General features: G+C 71.0%; 17 protein-coding genes. All 17 read left to right on the top strand.

The features are described from left to right. Positions 1–698 precede the first annotated feature (698 nt). The 17 genes from OIU81_RS40355 (at position 699) to trpA (ending at position 14122) form a co-directional block, all read left to right on the top strand. Positions 699–824 carry a hypothetical protein gene (locus OIU81_RS40355; RefSeq protein WP_329155847.1) on the top strand — a complete coding sequence of 42 codons (126 nt, stop codon included), beginning with the start codon at positions 699–701 and terminating at the stop codon, positions 822–824. Between the two features lie 402 nt (positions 825–1226). Continuing rightward, the gene (locus OIU81_RS40350) at positions 1227–1583 is read left to right on the top strand and encodes an SH3 domain-containing protein (protein WP_329155845.1); all 357 of its coding nucleotides are present in this window, start codon (positions 1227–1229) and stop codon (positions 1581–1583) included. Between the two features lie 50 nt (positions 1584–1633). Next, a complete protein-coding gene (locus tag OIU81_RS40345; protein ID WP_329155843.1) occupies positions 1634–1996 on the top strand; it encodes an SH3 domain-containing protein in 363 nt (120 codons plus the stop codon). A 150-nt stretch (positions 1997–2146) separates the two neighbouring features. After that, positions 2147–2680 carry a hypothetical protein gene (locus tag OIU81_RS40340; RefSeq protein WP_329155841.1) on the top strand — a complete coding sequence of 178 codons (534 nt, stop codon included), beginning with the start codon at positions 2147–2149 and terminating at the stop codon, positions 2678–2680. Between the two features lie 243 nt (positions 2681–2923). Beyond that, entirely contained in the window at positions 2924–4192 is a 1269-nt protein-coding gene (locus OIU81_RS40335) for an MFS transporter (RefSeq protein WP_329155839.1), read from the top strand. A 22-nt stretch (positions 4193–4214) separates the two neighbouring features. Then, on the top strand, positions 4215–5309 hold the full coding sequence (locus OIU81_RS40330; protein WP_329155836.1) for a GNAT family N-acetyltransferase: 1095 nt from the start codon (positions 4215–4217) through the stop codon (positions 5307–5309). A gap of 33 nt (positions 5310–5342) precedes the next feature. Next, positions 5343–5723 carry an SH3 domain-containing protein gene (locus OIU81_RS40325; RefSeq protein ID WP_329155834.1) on the top strand — a complete coding sequence of 127 codons (381 nt, stop codon included), beginning with the start codon at positions 5343–5345 and terminating at the stop codon, positions 5721–5723. Between the two features lie 138 nt (positions 5724–5861). After that, positions 5862–7208 carry an ATP-grasp domain-containing protein gene (locus tag OIU81_RS40320; RefSeq protein ID WP_329155833.1) on the top strand — a complete coding sequence of 449 codons (1347 nt, stop codon included), beginning with the start codon at positions 5862–5864 and terminating at the stop codon, positions 7206–7208. 45 nt (positions 7209–7253) lie between these two features. Continuing rightward, positions 7254–8492: a glutathione synthetase gene (locus tag OIU81_RS40315; protein ID WP_329155830.1), complete on the top strand. Its 1239-nt coding sequence runs from the start codon at positions 7254–7256 to the stop codon at positions 8490–8492. After that, positions 8489–8938: a hypothetical protein gene (locus OIU81_RS40310; protein ID WP_329155828.1), complete on the top strand. Its 450-nt coding sequence runs from the start codon at positions 8489–8491 to the stop codon at positions 8936–8938. Before OIU81_RS40315 ends, OIU81_RS40310 begins: the two co-directional genes overlap by 4 nt. After that, positions 8935–10137 (top strand): histidine decarboxylase, encoded by a 1203-nt coding sequence (locus OIU81_RS40305; protein WP_329155826.1) that lies wholly within the window; start codon positions 8935–8937, stop codon positions 10135–10137. The genes OIU81_RS40310 and OIU81_RS40305 overlap by 4 nt, the downstream gene beginning before the upstream one ends. 327 nt (positions 10138–10464) lie before the next feature. Further along, on the top strand, positions 10465–10830 hold the full coding sequence (locus OIU81_RS40300) for a hypothetical protein (protein ID WP_329155824.1): 366 nt from the start codon (positions 10465–10467) through the stop codon (positions 10828–10830). 110 nt (positions 10831–10940) lie between these two features. Beyond that, complete coding sequence (locus OIU81_RS40295) at positions 10941–11492, top strand: hypothetical protein (RefSeq protein WP_329155822.1); 552 nt, start codon at positions 10941–10943, stop codon at positions 11490–11492. 77 nt (positions 11493–11569) lie between these two features. Beyond that, positions 11570–12145, top strand: a complete 576-nt coding sequence (locus tag OIU81_RS40290) for a hypothetical protein (protein ID WP_329155820.1) — start codon at positions 11570–11572, stop codon at positions 12143–12145. A 3-nt stretch (positions 12146–12148) separates the two neighbouring features. Then, positions 12149–12676, top strand: a complete 528-nt coding sequence (locus tag OIU81_RS40285) for an OmpA family protein (protein ID WP_329155818.1) — start codon at positions 12149–12151, stop codon at positions 12674–12676. Positions 12677–12801: 125 nt separating this feature from the next. Further along, positions 12802–13140, top strand: coding sequence for an SH3 domain-containing protein (locus OIU81_RS40280; protein WP_329155817.1), 339 nt, complete (start codon positions 12802–12804; stop codon positions 13138–13140). Between the two features lie 151 nt (positions 13141–13291). Next, positions 13292–14122, top strand: coding sequence for a tryptophan synthase subunit alpha (gene trpA / locus OIU81_RS40275; protein ID WP_329155815.1), 831 nt, complete (start codon positions 13292–13294; stop codon positions 14120–14122). Positions 14123–14151 lie beyond the last annotated feature (29 nt).

The raw sequence follows: 14151 nt of genomic DNA, 5'->3' as shown, positions 1-14151 counted from the left end.
CAACCTATGAACCGGCAAATTCCCAAATTCAACTAACTTTCAAGGATGGCGAGTTGGGTACTTCCGGTCTGCGCGTCAAGGAGTCAAATCCCGCCACCGGTCGCACCGATGTGCAACTCCGCAAGGCAGCTGCTACTGAAAGTGCACCGCAGAGTCGTGATCATGGCGAGTGGTGCACAACCTATAGGTCATACCGGTCAGATTGTGCATGTGCGTAATGGTGGTGCATTCAGCATATGCATAGCGTTGCCGGTGCAAGCCCAGCCAGACCTCGCAGTCCCTGGTCGCGCAAGGCGCCCGCCGAGCACGACCACGACGCCGGACCGGACACCTCACCCGAGGAGTGCGGCCAGGCGACGGACTTGAAAGAGGGGGAAGGCAGGCCTGTGGCGAGCAGGCGGGTGTGTGCGACGGAAACAGTCGTCGCGAACACCGGGAGGCGGGCGCCGGGGGAGTGGTTGGAGCCACATCCGCCGGATCACCCGCCGCCAGTGCAAAACCAGGCCCGTGGACCGGGCCTGTGCAAAACGACTCTCGGCAGAGTCACCACCAGCAGATCCGAAGAAACCACTGGGGTCTTTCGCCGACGTGTTGGACCACGTCGGCGGAGCTCAGGATAGACCAGCGCGACCCGCTGCAACAGCGTTGATCGTCAGTCTTCCTGGCACCAGGCCCCCCGAATCATCGGGGCGAAACGAATGAACAGGCACCTGACGATCCAGCCGGCACCGCGCACAGACGTGATGACGGCCTACGGCGACCGGCGCTCCCTCGTGGAGCCGGGCCGTACCCAGGACCTCGGCGCCACCGGGCTCAGCGGCTAGCACCCGCCCCGCCCGGCGGCGCAGCAGAGCCGCTCGCGGATTTACCAGATCCGCGACTGGCCACCGCCCGGGGAAGATGCGCTTCCCCTGAGCGACGGCGCGCGGCAGGAGCCAGGCGGCCTCCCAGCAGCTGCTCCTGCCGCGCCGCACAAGGCGCCCCTCACCGCGGCACCCTCCCCTCCGCGCCCGGCGCCGGGATTCGCCGCCTCTGCTGCGTCAGCGACAGCACCCTCGCGCCGTGCTGTTTCCGTCCGGCGCTCGCCTACACCGCGGTGCTACGTGCCCGCCGACACCAGCCGAGCACCGGCGAGCTACCGGTCTCCGGTTCATCACCGCCACGGGGCGCTCCGGCATCCCGCCGGCGCTTCCCCGCCCGTTCACCTCCGCGCCCCAAGGACACTCATGCAGCTCCGAACTCCCGCACGCCTGGCCGCCTCCGCCGCTCTCGCGCTCTCCGTGACCGCCGGGCTGGCCGTGACCACCGCCCCGGCGGCGAGTGCGGCGTCGATGCCGTGCAAGCCGCGCGTCTACTACGAGCTCTATACCAACTCGGCGGTCAATTTCCGGACCGGCCCGTCCACCGGCTACGCGTCCAAGGGCCTCCTCTACAAGCACGACTGGGGCAAGAAGGTCGGCTCCAAGAGCGGCTGGATCAAGCTCCAGCTCGGCCAGAAGTCGCGTACCGGCCTGGCCAAGGGCAGCACCGGATGGGTCGCCGCGAAGTACCTCTCCGACTGCGTGCCCATGCAGCTCGACTGACGCGTCAGCGCACGGCTCCTCGATCGATCGCGAACCTCGGAAGGACACCTGTGAAGATCATCGCTCGAACTCCCGCACGCCTGGCTGCTTCGGCCGCGCTCGCCCTGTCGGTGACCGCCGGCCTGGCCGTCACCACGGCTCCCGCCGCCCACGCCGTCGGCGAGAACAGCAAGTGCACCGTCAACTGGAGCAACGCCGCCGGCAAGGTGAAGGCGAACGGCTGGAATCTGCGCACCGGCCCGTCCACCGGCTACAGCAGTCGGGGCTACCTCTACAACGGGGACCGACTCAACATCCTGTGCAGCCGCGGCACCTGGGACTACACCGAGCTGTCTGCCCGCTCGAAGTCGGGTCTGCCCAAGGGAGCCCGCGGCTGGGTCCGCAGCGACGGCCTCTACCAGCTGGCCGGCTGATCGGCCCGCTTCCGCGGCCGAGCCCTCAGCGGTCTTGAACGGCCGGCGGAGCTCCGTACCTGCCCGGACCGGATCCGGAGGCTCGACCAGATGGCCGGCTGCCCCGGCTCCCACCATCCCGCCCGCACTTCTCCCGGAGGAACAACCGGCATGCTCCACCTCAAGCGCGTCACCGCCGCGGCCCTGATCACTGCCGCGGCCGCGGCCGGCACCACGCTCGCCACCGCCACCACCGCCTCCGCGGCGAGCTACCACTGCAAGACCAGCAGCGCCTCCGTCGACAACCCCGCCTACTCCGGACCGTGGGCCGACAACTACAACTTCGACGTCAGCCTCTGCGCCAAGCGCTCCGGCGGCTACATCTACACCTACGCCAAGGTCAACTTCGAGGGGCCCGTCTCGTACGTCAACATGACGGACACGCTCGACGGCGCCCGCTTCCACCTCCAGACCAAGAAGTCCGTCTCCGGCACCGACCCCGTCGTGAAGTCGGCGAACTACACCGGCCTCGAGTACAAGCTCGAGCACGGCAACACGGCCGGCAACGGCAGCTACACGACCGGGACGATCAAGTACAAGGCCGGCTCGGGCCGATACCTCGCCGACGGCATCATCCAGCTGGACTGGAACAACGACGGCAAGGGCTACCGCAACACGAACTTCAGCGCGTCCCCGACCGTGTAGAACCGCCCAACTCCCGGTCATGCGGTCCTCTTTCCGCTGGCCTGGCACCAGGCGCAGCCAGGCCCCTCGCTCCCATCCCCCTGGGGCGTTCCCCGTGTCCTTCCGGCACGGGCGCGGGCCGGCTGCTCAGCGGGGGCGTCGCCCGCCCACGGCGACGCCCCCACCCCACCCGTCCGGCGCCTGAACCAGCTGACGCCGGCCGCCCACCAGGAACGTCTCGCATCAGCCTTCCCTGGAGCGTCTGTGTCAGCCACCATGACCGCCCCCGTCAAAGCCCCCGAGCAGCCGGTTTCACGGCGGTGGCCGCCCGCGATCTGGGCGCTGCTCATCACCACGCTCGTGGCGCGCAGCTTCGGTTTCGCCTACCCATTCCTCAGCTATCGCCTCAAGGAGGACCTGGGCTACAGCACCCAGGCCGTCGGCCAGGTCCTCGCCGTGTTCGGCGCGGGCTGGCTTATTGGACAGCTGCTCACCGGGTGGGCAGCCGACCGGCTCGGGCGCCGCCGCACCCTCGTGACGGCGATGGCCACTGCCGCCGTATGCCTGCCGCTGATGGCCCAGGCCCACGCGTTCGCCGCAGTCTGTGCCGGATCGCTGATCGCCGGTGTCGTCTACGACGCGCCGAGGCCGGTCGTGTCCGCCGTCATAGCCGACCTGCTCACCGATGACGGGCAGCGCGCCGCAGCGAACGGATGGCGCCACGGCGCGGTGAACATCGGCGCAGCGATCACCGGTGCGGCGGGAGGCTTCCTGGCGGGCCACCTCGGCTTCGAAGCTCTCTTCTGGTTCAACGCCGCGGCCTGCGCCGCCTGCGCCGTGATCACCCACCGCTACCTCGGTCCCGACCTCGTCGCCGGCCCCGGACGGGCCGCGGAGCGCAGCCCCGGGCGGGCCGCGTTGCGTGACGCACGGCTGTGGCTGCTGTGGGCGGCCAGCACGGCCGCCCTGACCTGCGCCGCCGGGATGTTCACGGCGCTGCCGATGCTGATGGAGGACGACGGGCTCGCCGCTGACGCCTACGGGCTGACCCAGGTCGCTAACGCCGGAACCGTCATCGTCCTCACCCCGCTGCTCACCCCCTGGCTCAGCCGCCGCTGCGGCGGACAGCGGCCCATGCTCGGGATGCTTGCCGTCAGCGCCCTCCTGCTGGGCGTGGGCATGGGAAGCGCAGGCCTCGCGGACACCACCACCGGCTACAGCATTGCCGTCGCCGCGGCCGTCCCTGGCGAGATCGTCTTCTTCATCGCCGCATCCGACGTCCTGAACAAGATCTCCCCGAACGACGCCCGCGGCCTCTACGCCGGCATCTGGGGTTCGACGCTGGCCGTCGCGGTGATCATCGCCCCTGTTCTCGCCGCCGTGTCCCTGACCTCGGGCGGCGGCAGCCTCGCCGCGCTCACCACGCTCGCTGCGGGCGCTCTGGGAGCCGTCCTGTGCCTGCCGCTCATCGGGCTCACCCACCGCCGCACGGCCACCAACGCGCCCCCCACGCCGGTGCCCGCCGCTTCCTGACCGCCGAACCGGAGAACCGACCATGAGCCTGACCGCCGTGCACCCCAACGTCCTCTCGCTGAACAGTTCCTGGCACTCCTCGGTCGTCACACTTCCCGCCGAGCGCCGCGCCGCCACCCCCTTCCACAGCCGCGAGTGGGCCGCCGCCTGGCAGACGGTGCGCACCGAACAGGTACGCGGACGCCACCACCTCTTCCTCCAGGACGGCCCGCGCCAGCACCGCATGTCCTTCTACCAGGTCAGCAACAGCCCGCTGTGGCGCGCCATGGAAGGCGACTCCGGCGTCACCCGGCCCACCTTCGACGCCGACGTCCTCTACGGCCCGTCGGTCTACGGCGAGTACGGCGGCCTGCCCGGCGCGACCGTCCCCGTCCTGGCCGAAGCCGTCGACCGCGGCCGCGCGCTCGCCCACGATCTCGGCACCGAGGCCCTGGTCATCGCGAACATCCCGCCGGCCGAACGCACCCTGTGGCGCGAAGCCCGCACTCCCGACGCCGAAGTCGTCCTGTTCTGGGCCCACCGCGCCCGAGTGGGAGCCTCCGTCGACGAGTTCATCGCGAACTTCCCCTCCAGTGAGACCGGCCGCGAATTCCGCCGCCAGCACCGCCGCGGCACCGACGCCGGCCTCACCCTCAAGATCGCCCGAGGTCCTGAACTCCTGCCCTACCTGCCCGAGTTCACGGCCCAGGCCCGAAGCGCCAGCGAACGCCCCGCTCTCTACGGCAGCGACATGCTCGCCCCGCTCACCCGCGTGCCCGGCGCCGTCGGACTGTTCGCCGAGCACAGCGACGGCACGCTCGCCGGCGGCTTCTTCTGCTTCCGCTACGGCTCGGCGCTCTACCTGTGGACCGCCGCGATCGACCAGGCCCGCAAGAACGACCTGAACACCTACGCCTGGCTGATGTACGAGAGCGTCCGCTTCGCCGCCGCCACCGGAGCGAGCGTCCTGGACGCCGGCCGCTGCAACTACGCCTACAAGGCGCGCCTCGGGATGCTCCCCGTCGCACTGACCTCTGCGGTCTACCTCACGCGCCCCAACCCCCACCTCGTCAGTCGCCTCGGCGCCCTGCACACCGGGCTCAACCAGCGCGTGCTGCGCGCCTGGAACAAAGCCTGACCTCACCCCTTTCCGAAGAAAGGCACCACCCACATGGACAGCACCGCCACGGCTCCCGCCCGGCTCAAGAGCCTCGCCGCACGACGCCTCGGCCTCGCGGTCGCCGCTGTGGCCATGGGAGCGGCGGCCACCCTGGTCGCCGCCCCGTCCGCGAGCGCCGTCGGTACCTCCGCCTGCAACGCCGGCGGGGCCATCGGGAACTGGAAGACGACCGTCGGCAACCTCAACCTCCGCAACGGGCCGGGCACCAACTACTACTCCAAGGGCCAGCTCACCAAGGGCACCGTGATCAACATGAAGTGCACCTGGCTCCGCAAGGACGGCCAGGACTACTGGTACTACGGCCAGGTCCGCACGGGCGCCCACAAGGGCGTCTGGGGCTGGATCTCCTGGAAGTACGCCGCTGTTGCCTGACCCCCGGCCGATGAACGGGGCCCCGCACAGCCCGGCAGACCACCCCCTCGGTCGATCGCAGTGCCCCGCGCGCCCGCCGCTGAAGGCGACACCCCCGCGCACCCCCAACCCGACTGACGCGAACGGAAAACCGCACCCATGAACCCCTCCGGCTCCAACCCGCTCTCCGAGGCTGCCACCGGCACCCGCCGCCACGTTCCGAACCCGCAGGACCAGCAGGCGAACGCGAACTCCCCGCATGCGCCACTGCTGGTCGTCCTGGGCGCCGGCAGCCGCACCTGGCGCGGCTACGGACTCCAGCACATCGCCGCCCGCCATCCCGTCGCCCTTCTCGACCACCAGCCGCCCGCCTGGGCCGACGCCCACGTCGCCGTCTCGGTCGCGGTCGACCTGACGGACGCCGAAGCCGTCGCCGACGCGGTGGCGACACTCGCCGCCGACCGAGGCGTCGCCGGAGTGCTCACCTACATGGAGAACCACGTCGTGCTCGCCGCACGGCTCACGGACCGCTTCGCGCTGCCCGGCAACACCCCCGCCGCGGTGGAGGCCTGCCGGGACAAGTACCTCACGCGCTCTCTGCTCGCCGCAGCCGGCGTGCCCTCCGCCCGCTCCTACCTCGTGGCGGATGCCGAAACCGCCGTCGAGTACGCCGTCCTGCTCGGCGGGCCGGTTGTCATCAAACCGCGCTCCCTGGGCGGCAGCGCCGGTGTCCACCGCGCGGACACCCCCGACCAGGTCCGCGATGCCTTCCACGCCGCCAAGGGAGCATCCCTGTTCGGCATCGAGCGCACCGGCGCGGCCGGCGTGCTGATCGAGGAGTACCTGGACGGCCCCGAGGTCAGCGTCGAGTGCGTGGTCCTCGGCCACGGCACCGTCCACATCGCTGCGGTCACCCGCAAGTACCTCGGCGACGAACCGGCCTTCCAGGAAGTGGGCCACCTCGTGGACCCCACCGACCCCCTCCTGGCCGACCTGCGGATCCATGACGTAGCCCTGGGCGCCCTGACCGCCGTCGGAATCTCCAGCGGCGTCATGCACGTCGAGATGCGACTCACCCGCCAGGGCCCGCGCATCGTCGAGATCAACGCGCGCCTCGGGGGCGACCTCATCCCGCACCTCGTCCACCTGGCCACCGGTCTCAACCTGCCGCAGATCACCGCCGACCTCGCCGTCGGTGTCGACCCCGAAATGGTCCCCAGCCAGAGCCAGAGCGCCGCTGTCCGCTTCCTCTACCCGGCCGTCACCGGCCACGTCACAGCGGTGAACACCGGCGTGTTCGCCGCCTGGCTCGACCGCTTCGAGTGGACCGCCGCGCCCGGCAGCCACGTCACCGCCCCGCCCCGCGCCACTCTGCTGGACCGGACCGCGCTCGCCGTCGTCACCGGCCCCGACCCGGACACCTGCCATCGCCGGCTCCAGCTGGTCGAAGAGCGCAGCGGCATCCACATCCAGGCCGACACCGCCACGACCGCCTGCGTCGCCTGACCTACGCCGCACACCCATCCGAACACGCCCCAGGAGTCCCGCACCATGGCCCTCGCCGCCCCCGTCCCTGAGGTGGCCCCGCCCGCGCACCGAAGCGGCGCGGCCGCCGTTGTCGCCCCCGCCGACGCCGGCGACCTGTACGTGGCCGCGCTGGCCCGGCACGGCTGGAACTCCGTGGCGGTCACCGTCCCCGGCGCCCACCGGTCGGGCGAGATTGACGGCTATCTCCGCAACCTCAGCCACCGCGGCAGCCTGCGCCGCACCGCCGCCCACCTCGCGCACCTCAACGTCCGGGCCGTCCTCGCCGGATCACCGGCGGGCGCCGTCCTCGCCGACCGGCTGGCCGCCCGCCTCCATCTGCCCGGCAACGACCCCGACACCGCCGACATCCGCCGCGACACCGGCCTCACCAGTGCCACGCTCCTCGACGCGGGCATCACCGCCCCGCGCAGCATCCGCACCACACGACTGGCCGACGCCCTGAACTGGGCCGCCTTCACTCAGGTGACCGAACTCGTCCTCGAACACCCCGACCCCGCCCACCCGGCCTCCGCGTACTACTGCCGTACCGCGGCCGACATCCGCTCCGCCTGGCAGCACCTGCAGCCCTCCGGTACCCAGCCGCTCGTCCTGCGAGAACACCTCACCGGCACCCAGTACCGCATCCACACCCTCACCGGGCCCGGCCCCGACGGATCCACCGACCACACCATCACCTCGATCTGGTCCGAGATACGCACCCCCGGACAACAGGTCTGCCGCGCCGATCTCCTGAGCCGCCGAGGGCTGCTCTCGCGAGCCCTCGCCCTCTACACCATGCGCGCGCTCACCGCCCTCGGCGTGCACTACGGCCCCGCCCACGCCACGGTCACCTTCATCCCCGACCGCGGACCGGCGCTGCTGTCCCTGCGCACGGACCCCTACGCAGACTTCGCCTCCGAGGCACTGCGCCGGGCCACCGGCCACGACCCGGTCCGCGACACCGCCCTGCTGCTCACCACCGGACGCCGATACGAGGCCCCCCATCAGCAGCGGCGCGCCCACGTCACCAAGGTCGCTCTGCTGCCACGGTCCGACGGCGCCCTGGACTCCTACCTGCTGCGCACCCTCACCACCCTGCCGACCGTGGCCGCCACCACCGCGCTCCACGCCGACGCCCCGGTGCGGGCCGGCCAGATCGCGGGGTGGCTCCTTCTCGCCGCCGACGACAGCCGCGCCATCAACCAGGACCACCAGGTGATCCGAGCCGCCGAAAGCCTCGGCCTGTACGGGAGCCCCGCATGACACCGCCGCCCCGGGCACACGCTCCGGCCCCGCCCGCCTCACCGGTCCAGGTCGCCTACTACGGCCTTGGCCAGCTGTTCGCTCTGGTGGTCGTTGATCCGATGCCGGTCTGGAGCCGTCCGCCGCAGGGCCAGCCGCTGCCCGAGCGCACCGGTGAAGGCCACGAACTGCTGGCCGTGCGCTGGTGCGGGTTCCAGGACATCGACGACGAAGTCCTCACCGCACTGACCGAGGCCGCCGAGCGGGCACCCCACCCGCCCGTGGCCACTGCCGAACTCGCGCAGTACCAGGCCTCGCTCGCCGACCACCTCCGCCTGGTGGCCCTGCCGGCGAGCACCATCCTCGGCCCCTGGGCCCAGCGCCCCGGCGCCCGCGCGTCCCACCCCCGCCCGGCCCGGCACACCGAGTCCGGCACCCCGCTCCTGTGCACCGGAGGCCAGCTGTGACCGACACCGTGATGACCCGCCCGGCCCCGGACCTCGTGCCGGACCTGCCCGAACTGCACATCGGTGCGCTCCCCGCAGACCCCGCCGCGGACACCGCCCGGCTGCTGGACCTCGCCTCCGCCCTGCGCGCCGAAGCCCCGCGCGTCCTCGGCTTTCCCGGGAACCTGGCCTTCGACTTCAGCGACCTCGGACCCGCCCTGTCCATCCTGACGAACAACGTCGGCGACCCCACCAGCAGTGACGCATCCGGCGTCCACACGAAGTCCTACGAACAAGCAGTGGTGCGCTTCCTCGCACAGACCGCCGGCGCACACGCCGACGACGTCTACGGCTACGTCACCACCGGCGGCACCGAAGGCATCCTCTTCGGCCTGGCCACCGCGCGCCGGCACCTTCCCAACGCCGACATCTACGCCTCCGACCAGGCGCACTACAGCGTCGCCAGGGCCGCCGACCTCCTCGGTCTGCACCTGGTGACCCTGCCCAGCAACGACGACGGCACCCTGGACCCCGAATCCCTGAAAGTCGCCGCCTTCTTCCACCGCCGCGTGCGCCCGCACGCGGGCCGCGGACCGGGCGCCATCGTCGTCGCCACCATCGGCACCACGATGCGCGGCGCCTACGACGACGTCACCGAACTCCGCAGGGCGGCCGCGGTCGCCGGAGACGTCCACGTTCACGCCGACGCCGCCTCCGGCGGACCGATCGCGGCCCACGCACCCTCCAATCCGCGCTGGAACTTCGCGCACGGCGCCGACTCGATCTCCATCAGCGGACACAAGATCATCGGCGCTCCCGTGCCCTGCGGAGTCGTACTCGCCCGCAAGGACCTCGTCGACGAGCCGGTCATCGCCAGCGAATACACGATGGCCTCCGCCCGGACCCTGGGCTGCTCGCGCAGCGGACTGGCCGCCCTCCTGCTCTGGTCCGCGCTGCGCCGCCTGGGCCACACGGGGCTGCGGGCCCACATCCTGCGCTGCCTGGAAACCGCCCAGTACGGCGTCGACCAGCTCACCCAGGCCGGCGTCCACCCCACGCGGACCACCGACTCGCTCACCGTCTGCTTCGACCGCCCCGCCGACTGGATCGTCCGCAAATGGCACCTCGCGTGCGAAGGGCCCACCGCCCACTTGATCACCGTCGGCCACGTCACACGCTCGGCCATCGACGAGCTCTGCCGCGACCTGCGCACACCCTGACCAGCCCCGACCGGCCACGGAGGCCCGCCCATGCTGCTGAACCCGCCAACTCCCCTCCAGCACAACCTCATCGGCTCCCGGACCGACACATGCACCGGCCGCCGCCAGGACGGCGCCGTTCGCCCGCACGCCCCCGCCCCTCGTCGCCAGGGCCTCCACCCAGCCGCCACAACACGGCCGGACGGCGACCCCCGCCCCCGGGACCGCTTAGCCCACCACGTCCGAACCCCGCCCCGACGGAGGCGCCTTGAAAGCAATGCCCCACCCGCGGGGCCCGCCGGCCCCTCACACGACTTCCCGTCCACCCACACCGAAGGAAAGGTCGACATGACCCCCCTCAAGCACATCGGACGCCTCGCGGCGGCCGGCGCCGTCGGTGCCGCACTGCTCGGCGCGAGCGTGGCCATCGCCCCCGCAGCGCAGGCCGCGGACTCCAGCACCGGAAAGATCTCCTGCTCGGCGGCGAAGGTCCGCCAGAACCCGGCGAAGAACTCCACCGCCAACGGAGTCGCCTACCGCGGCGACAAGATCGTCTACGACCAGTTCGCGTACAAGAAGTCCGAAAAGGCCTGGTACACGCGCGGCACCGTCACCCGCAAGAGCGACGGCGCCAAGATCCGCGGCTACGTGCCCTACGGCTGCGCCAACCCGTACGGCACGAACCCGGCACCGACGCCGCCCATCCCGAAGTAGCCCTCAGCTGCTCACCGGCGGACGCGGGCGCGGCGACAGCCGCACCGCCGGCGCGTCCCGCGCCCGCGTCCGGCCCTTCCCCCCACCACCGAGCGAGAGAGATCGACCTCATGCGCATCCCCCGCACCGTCGCCGCCTCCGCGATCGCTGCAGCAGTCGCCATCGGCGGCTCCGTGACCCTGGCCGCGCCGGCCCAGGCTGCCGCCACCACCCACTGCAAGACCAGCAGCAAGAACTTCGACCTCCCGGGCAAGCCCGACGTGAAGGTCAGCCTCAACATCTGCATCAAGTACACCGGCTCCAGCGGCGGCTACCGCCACTACAAGGCATGGGTGAACAAGGCCTCCTGGGAAGGCAACTCCTTCTACATAGGCGGCAAGCGCTTCAACGACTTCTCCATCCTGATGCGCGCCGAACACGGTTCGACCAAGGTCGAGAACTGCAACTACGGCATCTGCGAAGAGCGTTCGGTCAGCGGTGAGATCAACGACTCCAACAGCGGGTCGAAGACCTTCGCGACCGGCGCGAGCGGCTACGGCGAGGCCTACGTGAAGACCAAGTCGAAGAACTGGACCGCCGACGCCACCGCCTACGTCGACATCGCCGACGACGGCAAGGGATCCAAGGCCTGGGGCCTGACCGGGACCTCCGCCGTGTCCTGAGCGATCACTGGCAGGTCCGGTGCCGGGGGCCGGCACCGGACCTGACCTTGCCCGAACACCACCTTGAGAGGTACCTGGTGAACAGAACCCTGCACACCCTTGTCGCCACGTTCATCGCCGGATCCGCGCTCGTCGCCGTGTCCGCCTGTTCCAACAGCGACGACAGCACCTCCCGGGCCGCCCAGGCGAGCCCCGCCGACGCCACCCCGGGCACCGACGGAACGCCGGGCGCGCCCCCTGCGAGCGCCACCCAGCAGAGCGCCGACGGCGTGAGCGTCGCCCAGCTCAAGGGGGACGAAGGCATCGACGGAACGATCCACAGCGTCCAGCGCAAGGACGGCATGGTGATGGCGAAGTTCGAAGTCACCAACCACCGCAGCAAGGACTACCTCACGGTCGAATGGCGTGACGAGGGCCCCAACGTCTACACCCTGGCCGGCTCTTCGATCGTCGACCGGAAGAACAAGAAGCGCTACATGGCTCTGCTGGACACCAACGGCCGATGCCTGTGCAGCGAGCACACCGGCTCCATCGAGAAGGGGGCGACGAAGCAGCTGTACGCACAGTTCGAGGCGCCGCCCAACGACGTGAAGGAGGTCGACCTCGCGCTCGGCAACCTGAGCGTGGTCACCGTGCCCGTCCAGGAGGGCTGAACGGTGGTGCGCTTCCGTACCGCTGCGCTGGCAGCACTGCCGGCCGTCCTTCTGGCCGCCCCGTACGCACACGCGGACGAGCGGAAGAACACCGCGGACATTCCGGCCCGTCACTACGACATCGTCTCGCGGGTCGAGAGCCTGGACGGCACCGAACGGACCGTGGACCAGGACAAGCAGGTCACTTACGGACTGCAGTCCAAGGTCCTCTTCGCCAAGGACAGCGCCGAGCTATCCGCCCAGGCCCAGAGCCGGCTCGACGACATCGCCGCGAAGATCGCCCGGTCCGGGACCACTCAGCCGGTCAAGGTCAACGGTTACACCGACGACCTCGGAAGTGCGGAACATGGGCTGACCCTGTCCCGCGACCGCGCGGAGGCGGTCCTTGAGGTCCTGGAGAAGGACCCGCGCCTGGCGAAGACCCGCTTCGCAGCCACCGGGTACGGCGAGAAGAACCCGATCGCCGACAACGACACCGAAAGCGGCCGGGTCAAGAACCGGCGCGTCGAGATCGTCATCACCCGCGGCTGACCAGCAGACACCCCAGCAACAGGCCCCATGCCACCGATGGCGGGGGTGCGCCGTCCGCGGCCGCAGACCGCCTGCAGACGCCGTCTCCGCAGGTCACCACGTACCGAACGCAAGGAGCGCATCCGATGACGAAGACCAAGATCCGCAGCGCCGTCGCGACAGCGGTCATCGCAGCTGCGGCCCTGGGAGGAGTAGTGACCACCGCGCCGGAAGCCGCCGCGGCCTCGTGCAACTCCTGGACGCAGAAGGGCAAGGCCACGACCGCGGTGAAGCTCCGGTCGAACCACTCCACCAGCTCGGCGGCCCTCGGGGTCCTGAGCAAGGACACCCGCGTCACCTCCAACTGCCTCTGGTGGGACGGCAAGTCTCAGTTCCAGTGGTACCGAGTCACGGTCACCAGCGGCGCCAACGCCGGCCGAACCGGCTGGATGTACGGCGCCTACTTCTGGGGCTTCGCCAACTGACCGCGGCGACAACCTCGCGAGCGGCACCGCGCCCACCGAGGCACCTGCCGTACGTCGCTCAACCGTGGTCAGGCGCAAACCCCGCCCGGCCACGCAGCCGCCCCACGCCGCTCATCGCCCGCCGCACAACCCCACACCAACGGACACTGCCATGACTCTCACGCCAGGCCCCGCCGCGCTTGAGCTCGACCGGGCCTTCCGCACTGCCCGCGCCGCGCAGCGCGCCGCGCTCGCGGCGTACTACCCCGTCGGTTTCCCCACCGTCGAGCAGAGCATCCTCAATCTGCGGGCCCTGGCCGAGCACGCTGACGTCATCGAAGTGGGCCTGCCGTTCAGCGATCCGATACTCGACGGCCCGACCATCCAACAAGCCACCCGCCAGGCCCTGGACGCCGGATTCCGCATGCGGCACCTGCTCACCGCCGTGCGCGCCGTCCGGACAACCTCCCGCGCGTCGGTGCTCGTGATGACGTACTGGCAGCCCGTCGCCCGCCGGGGCGCCGACCGATTTGCGGCGGAAATAGCCGACGCCGGCGCGGCCGGCGCGATCATCCCCGACCTGCCACTGGAAGAGGCGGGTCCGTGGCTCGCTGCCGCACAGCAACACGGCCTGCACACAGTGCCCGTCGTCGCACCCACCGCGGACGACGCGCGCCTCGCCCGGATCTGCGCCACCGCGGGCGGCATGATCTACGCCCCGGCCGTCGCCGGGGTCACCGGCCACACCGGTCCCCTCGCAGCAGGTCTTCCCGGCTTCGTCACCCGGCTGCGCGCCCTCACCTCACTTCCGGTCAGCGTGGGCATCGGGGTGTCGAGCGCCGAACAAGCCCACCAGGCCGCTCAGTACGCCGATGGCGTCATCGTCGGCTCTGCCCTGATCCGCCAGATCCAGAACGTCCCCGGGCCCGGCGGCGTCCGCGCCGCCCTCGCCCTCGCCCGCGACCTGGCCCTCGGCGTTCGCCGACTGAGCGCGGCCGCGTAGCCCTCTCCCGTCCTTCCCGAAGGAACCGA

The organism is Streptomyces sp. NBC_01454, from assembly GCF_036227565.1.
GTDB lineage: Bacteria > Actinomycetota > Actinomycetes > Streptomycetales > Streptomycetaceae > Streptomyces.
This window is presented reverse-complemented; position numbering and strand designations above follow the sequence as displayed.

Bases quoted from the DNA above. Each gene is read 5' to 3' on its own strand.
- OIU81_RS40355 (WP_329155847.1), top strand. From the start codon at position 699: ATGAACAGGCACCTGACGATCCAGCCGGCACCGCGCACAGACGTGATG.
- OIU81_RS40350 (WP_329155845.1), top strand. From the start codon at position 1,227: ATGCAGCTCCGAACTCCCGCACGCCTGGCCGCCTCCGCCGCTCTCGCG.
- OIU81_RS40340 (WP_329155841.1), top strand. From the start codon at position 2,147: ATGCTCCACCTCAAGCGCGTCACCGCCGCGGCCCTGATCACTGCCGCG.
- OIU81_RS40330 (WP_329155836.1), top strand. From the start codon at position 4,215: ATGAGCCTGACCGCCGTGCACCCCAACGTCCTCTCGCTGAACAGTTCC.
- OIU81_RS40325 (WP_329155834.1), top strand. From the start codon at position 5,343: ATGGACAGCACCGCCACGGCTCCCGCCCGGCTCAAGAGCCTCGCCGCA.
- OIU81_RS40320 (WP_329155833.1), top strand. From the start codon at position 5,862: ATGAACCCCTCCGGCTCCAACCCGCTCTCCGAGGCTGCCACCGGCACC.
- OIU81_RS40315 (WP_329155830.1), top strand. From the start codon at position 7,254: ATGGCCCTCGCCGCCCCCGTCCCTGAGGTGGCCCCGCCCGCGCACCGA.
- OIU81_RS40310 (WP_329155828.1), top strand. From the start codon at position 8,489: ATGACACCGCCGCCCCGGGCACACGCTCCGGCCCCGCCCGCCTCACCG.
- OIU81_RS40300 (WP_329155824.1), top strand. From the start codon at position 10,465: ATGACCCCCCTCAAGCACATCGGACGCCTCGCGGCGGCCGGCGCCGTC.
- OIU81_RS40295 (WP_329155822.1), top strand. From the start codon at position 10,941: ATGCGCATCCCCCGCACCGTCGCCGCCTCCGCGATCGCTGCAGCAGTC.
- OIU81_RS40280 (WP_329155817.1), top strand. From the start codon at position 12,802: ATGACGAAGACCAAGATCCGCAGCGCCGTCGCGACAGCGGTCATCGCA.
- trpA (WP_329155815.1), top strand. From the start codon at position 13,292: ATGACTCTCACGCCAGGCCCCGCCGCGCTTGAGCTCGACCGGGCCTTC.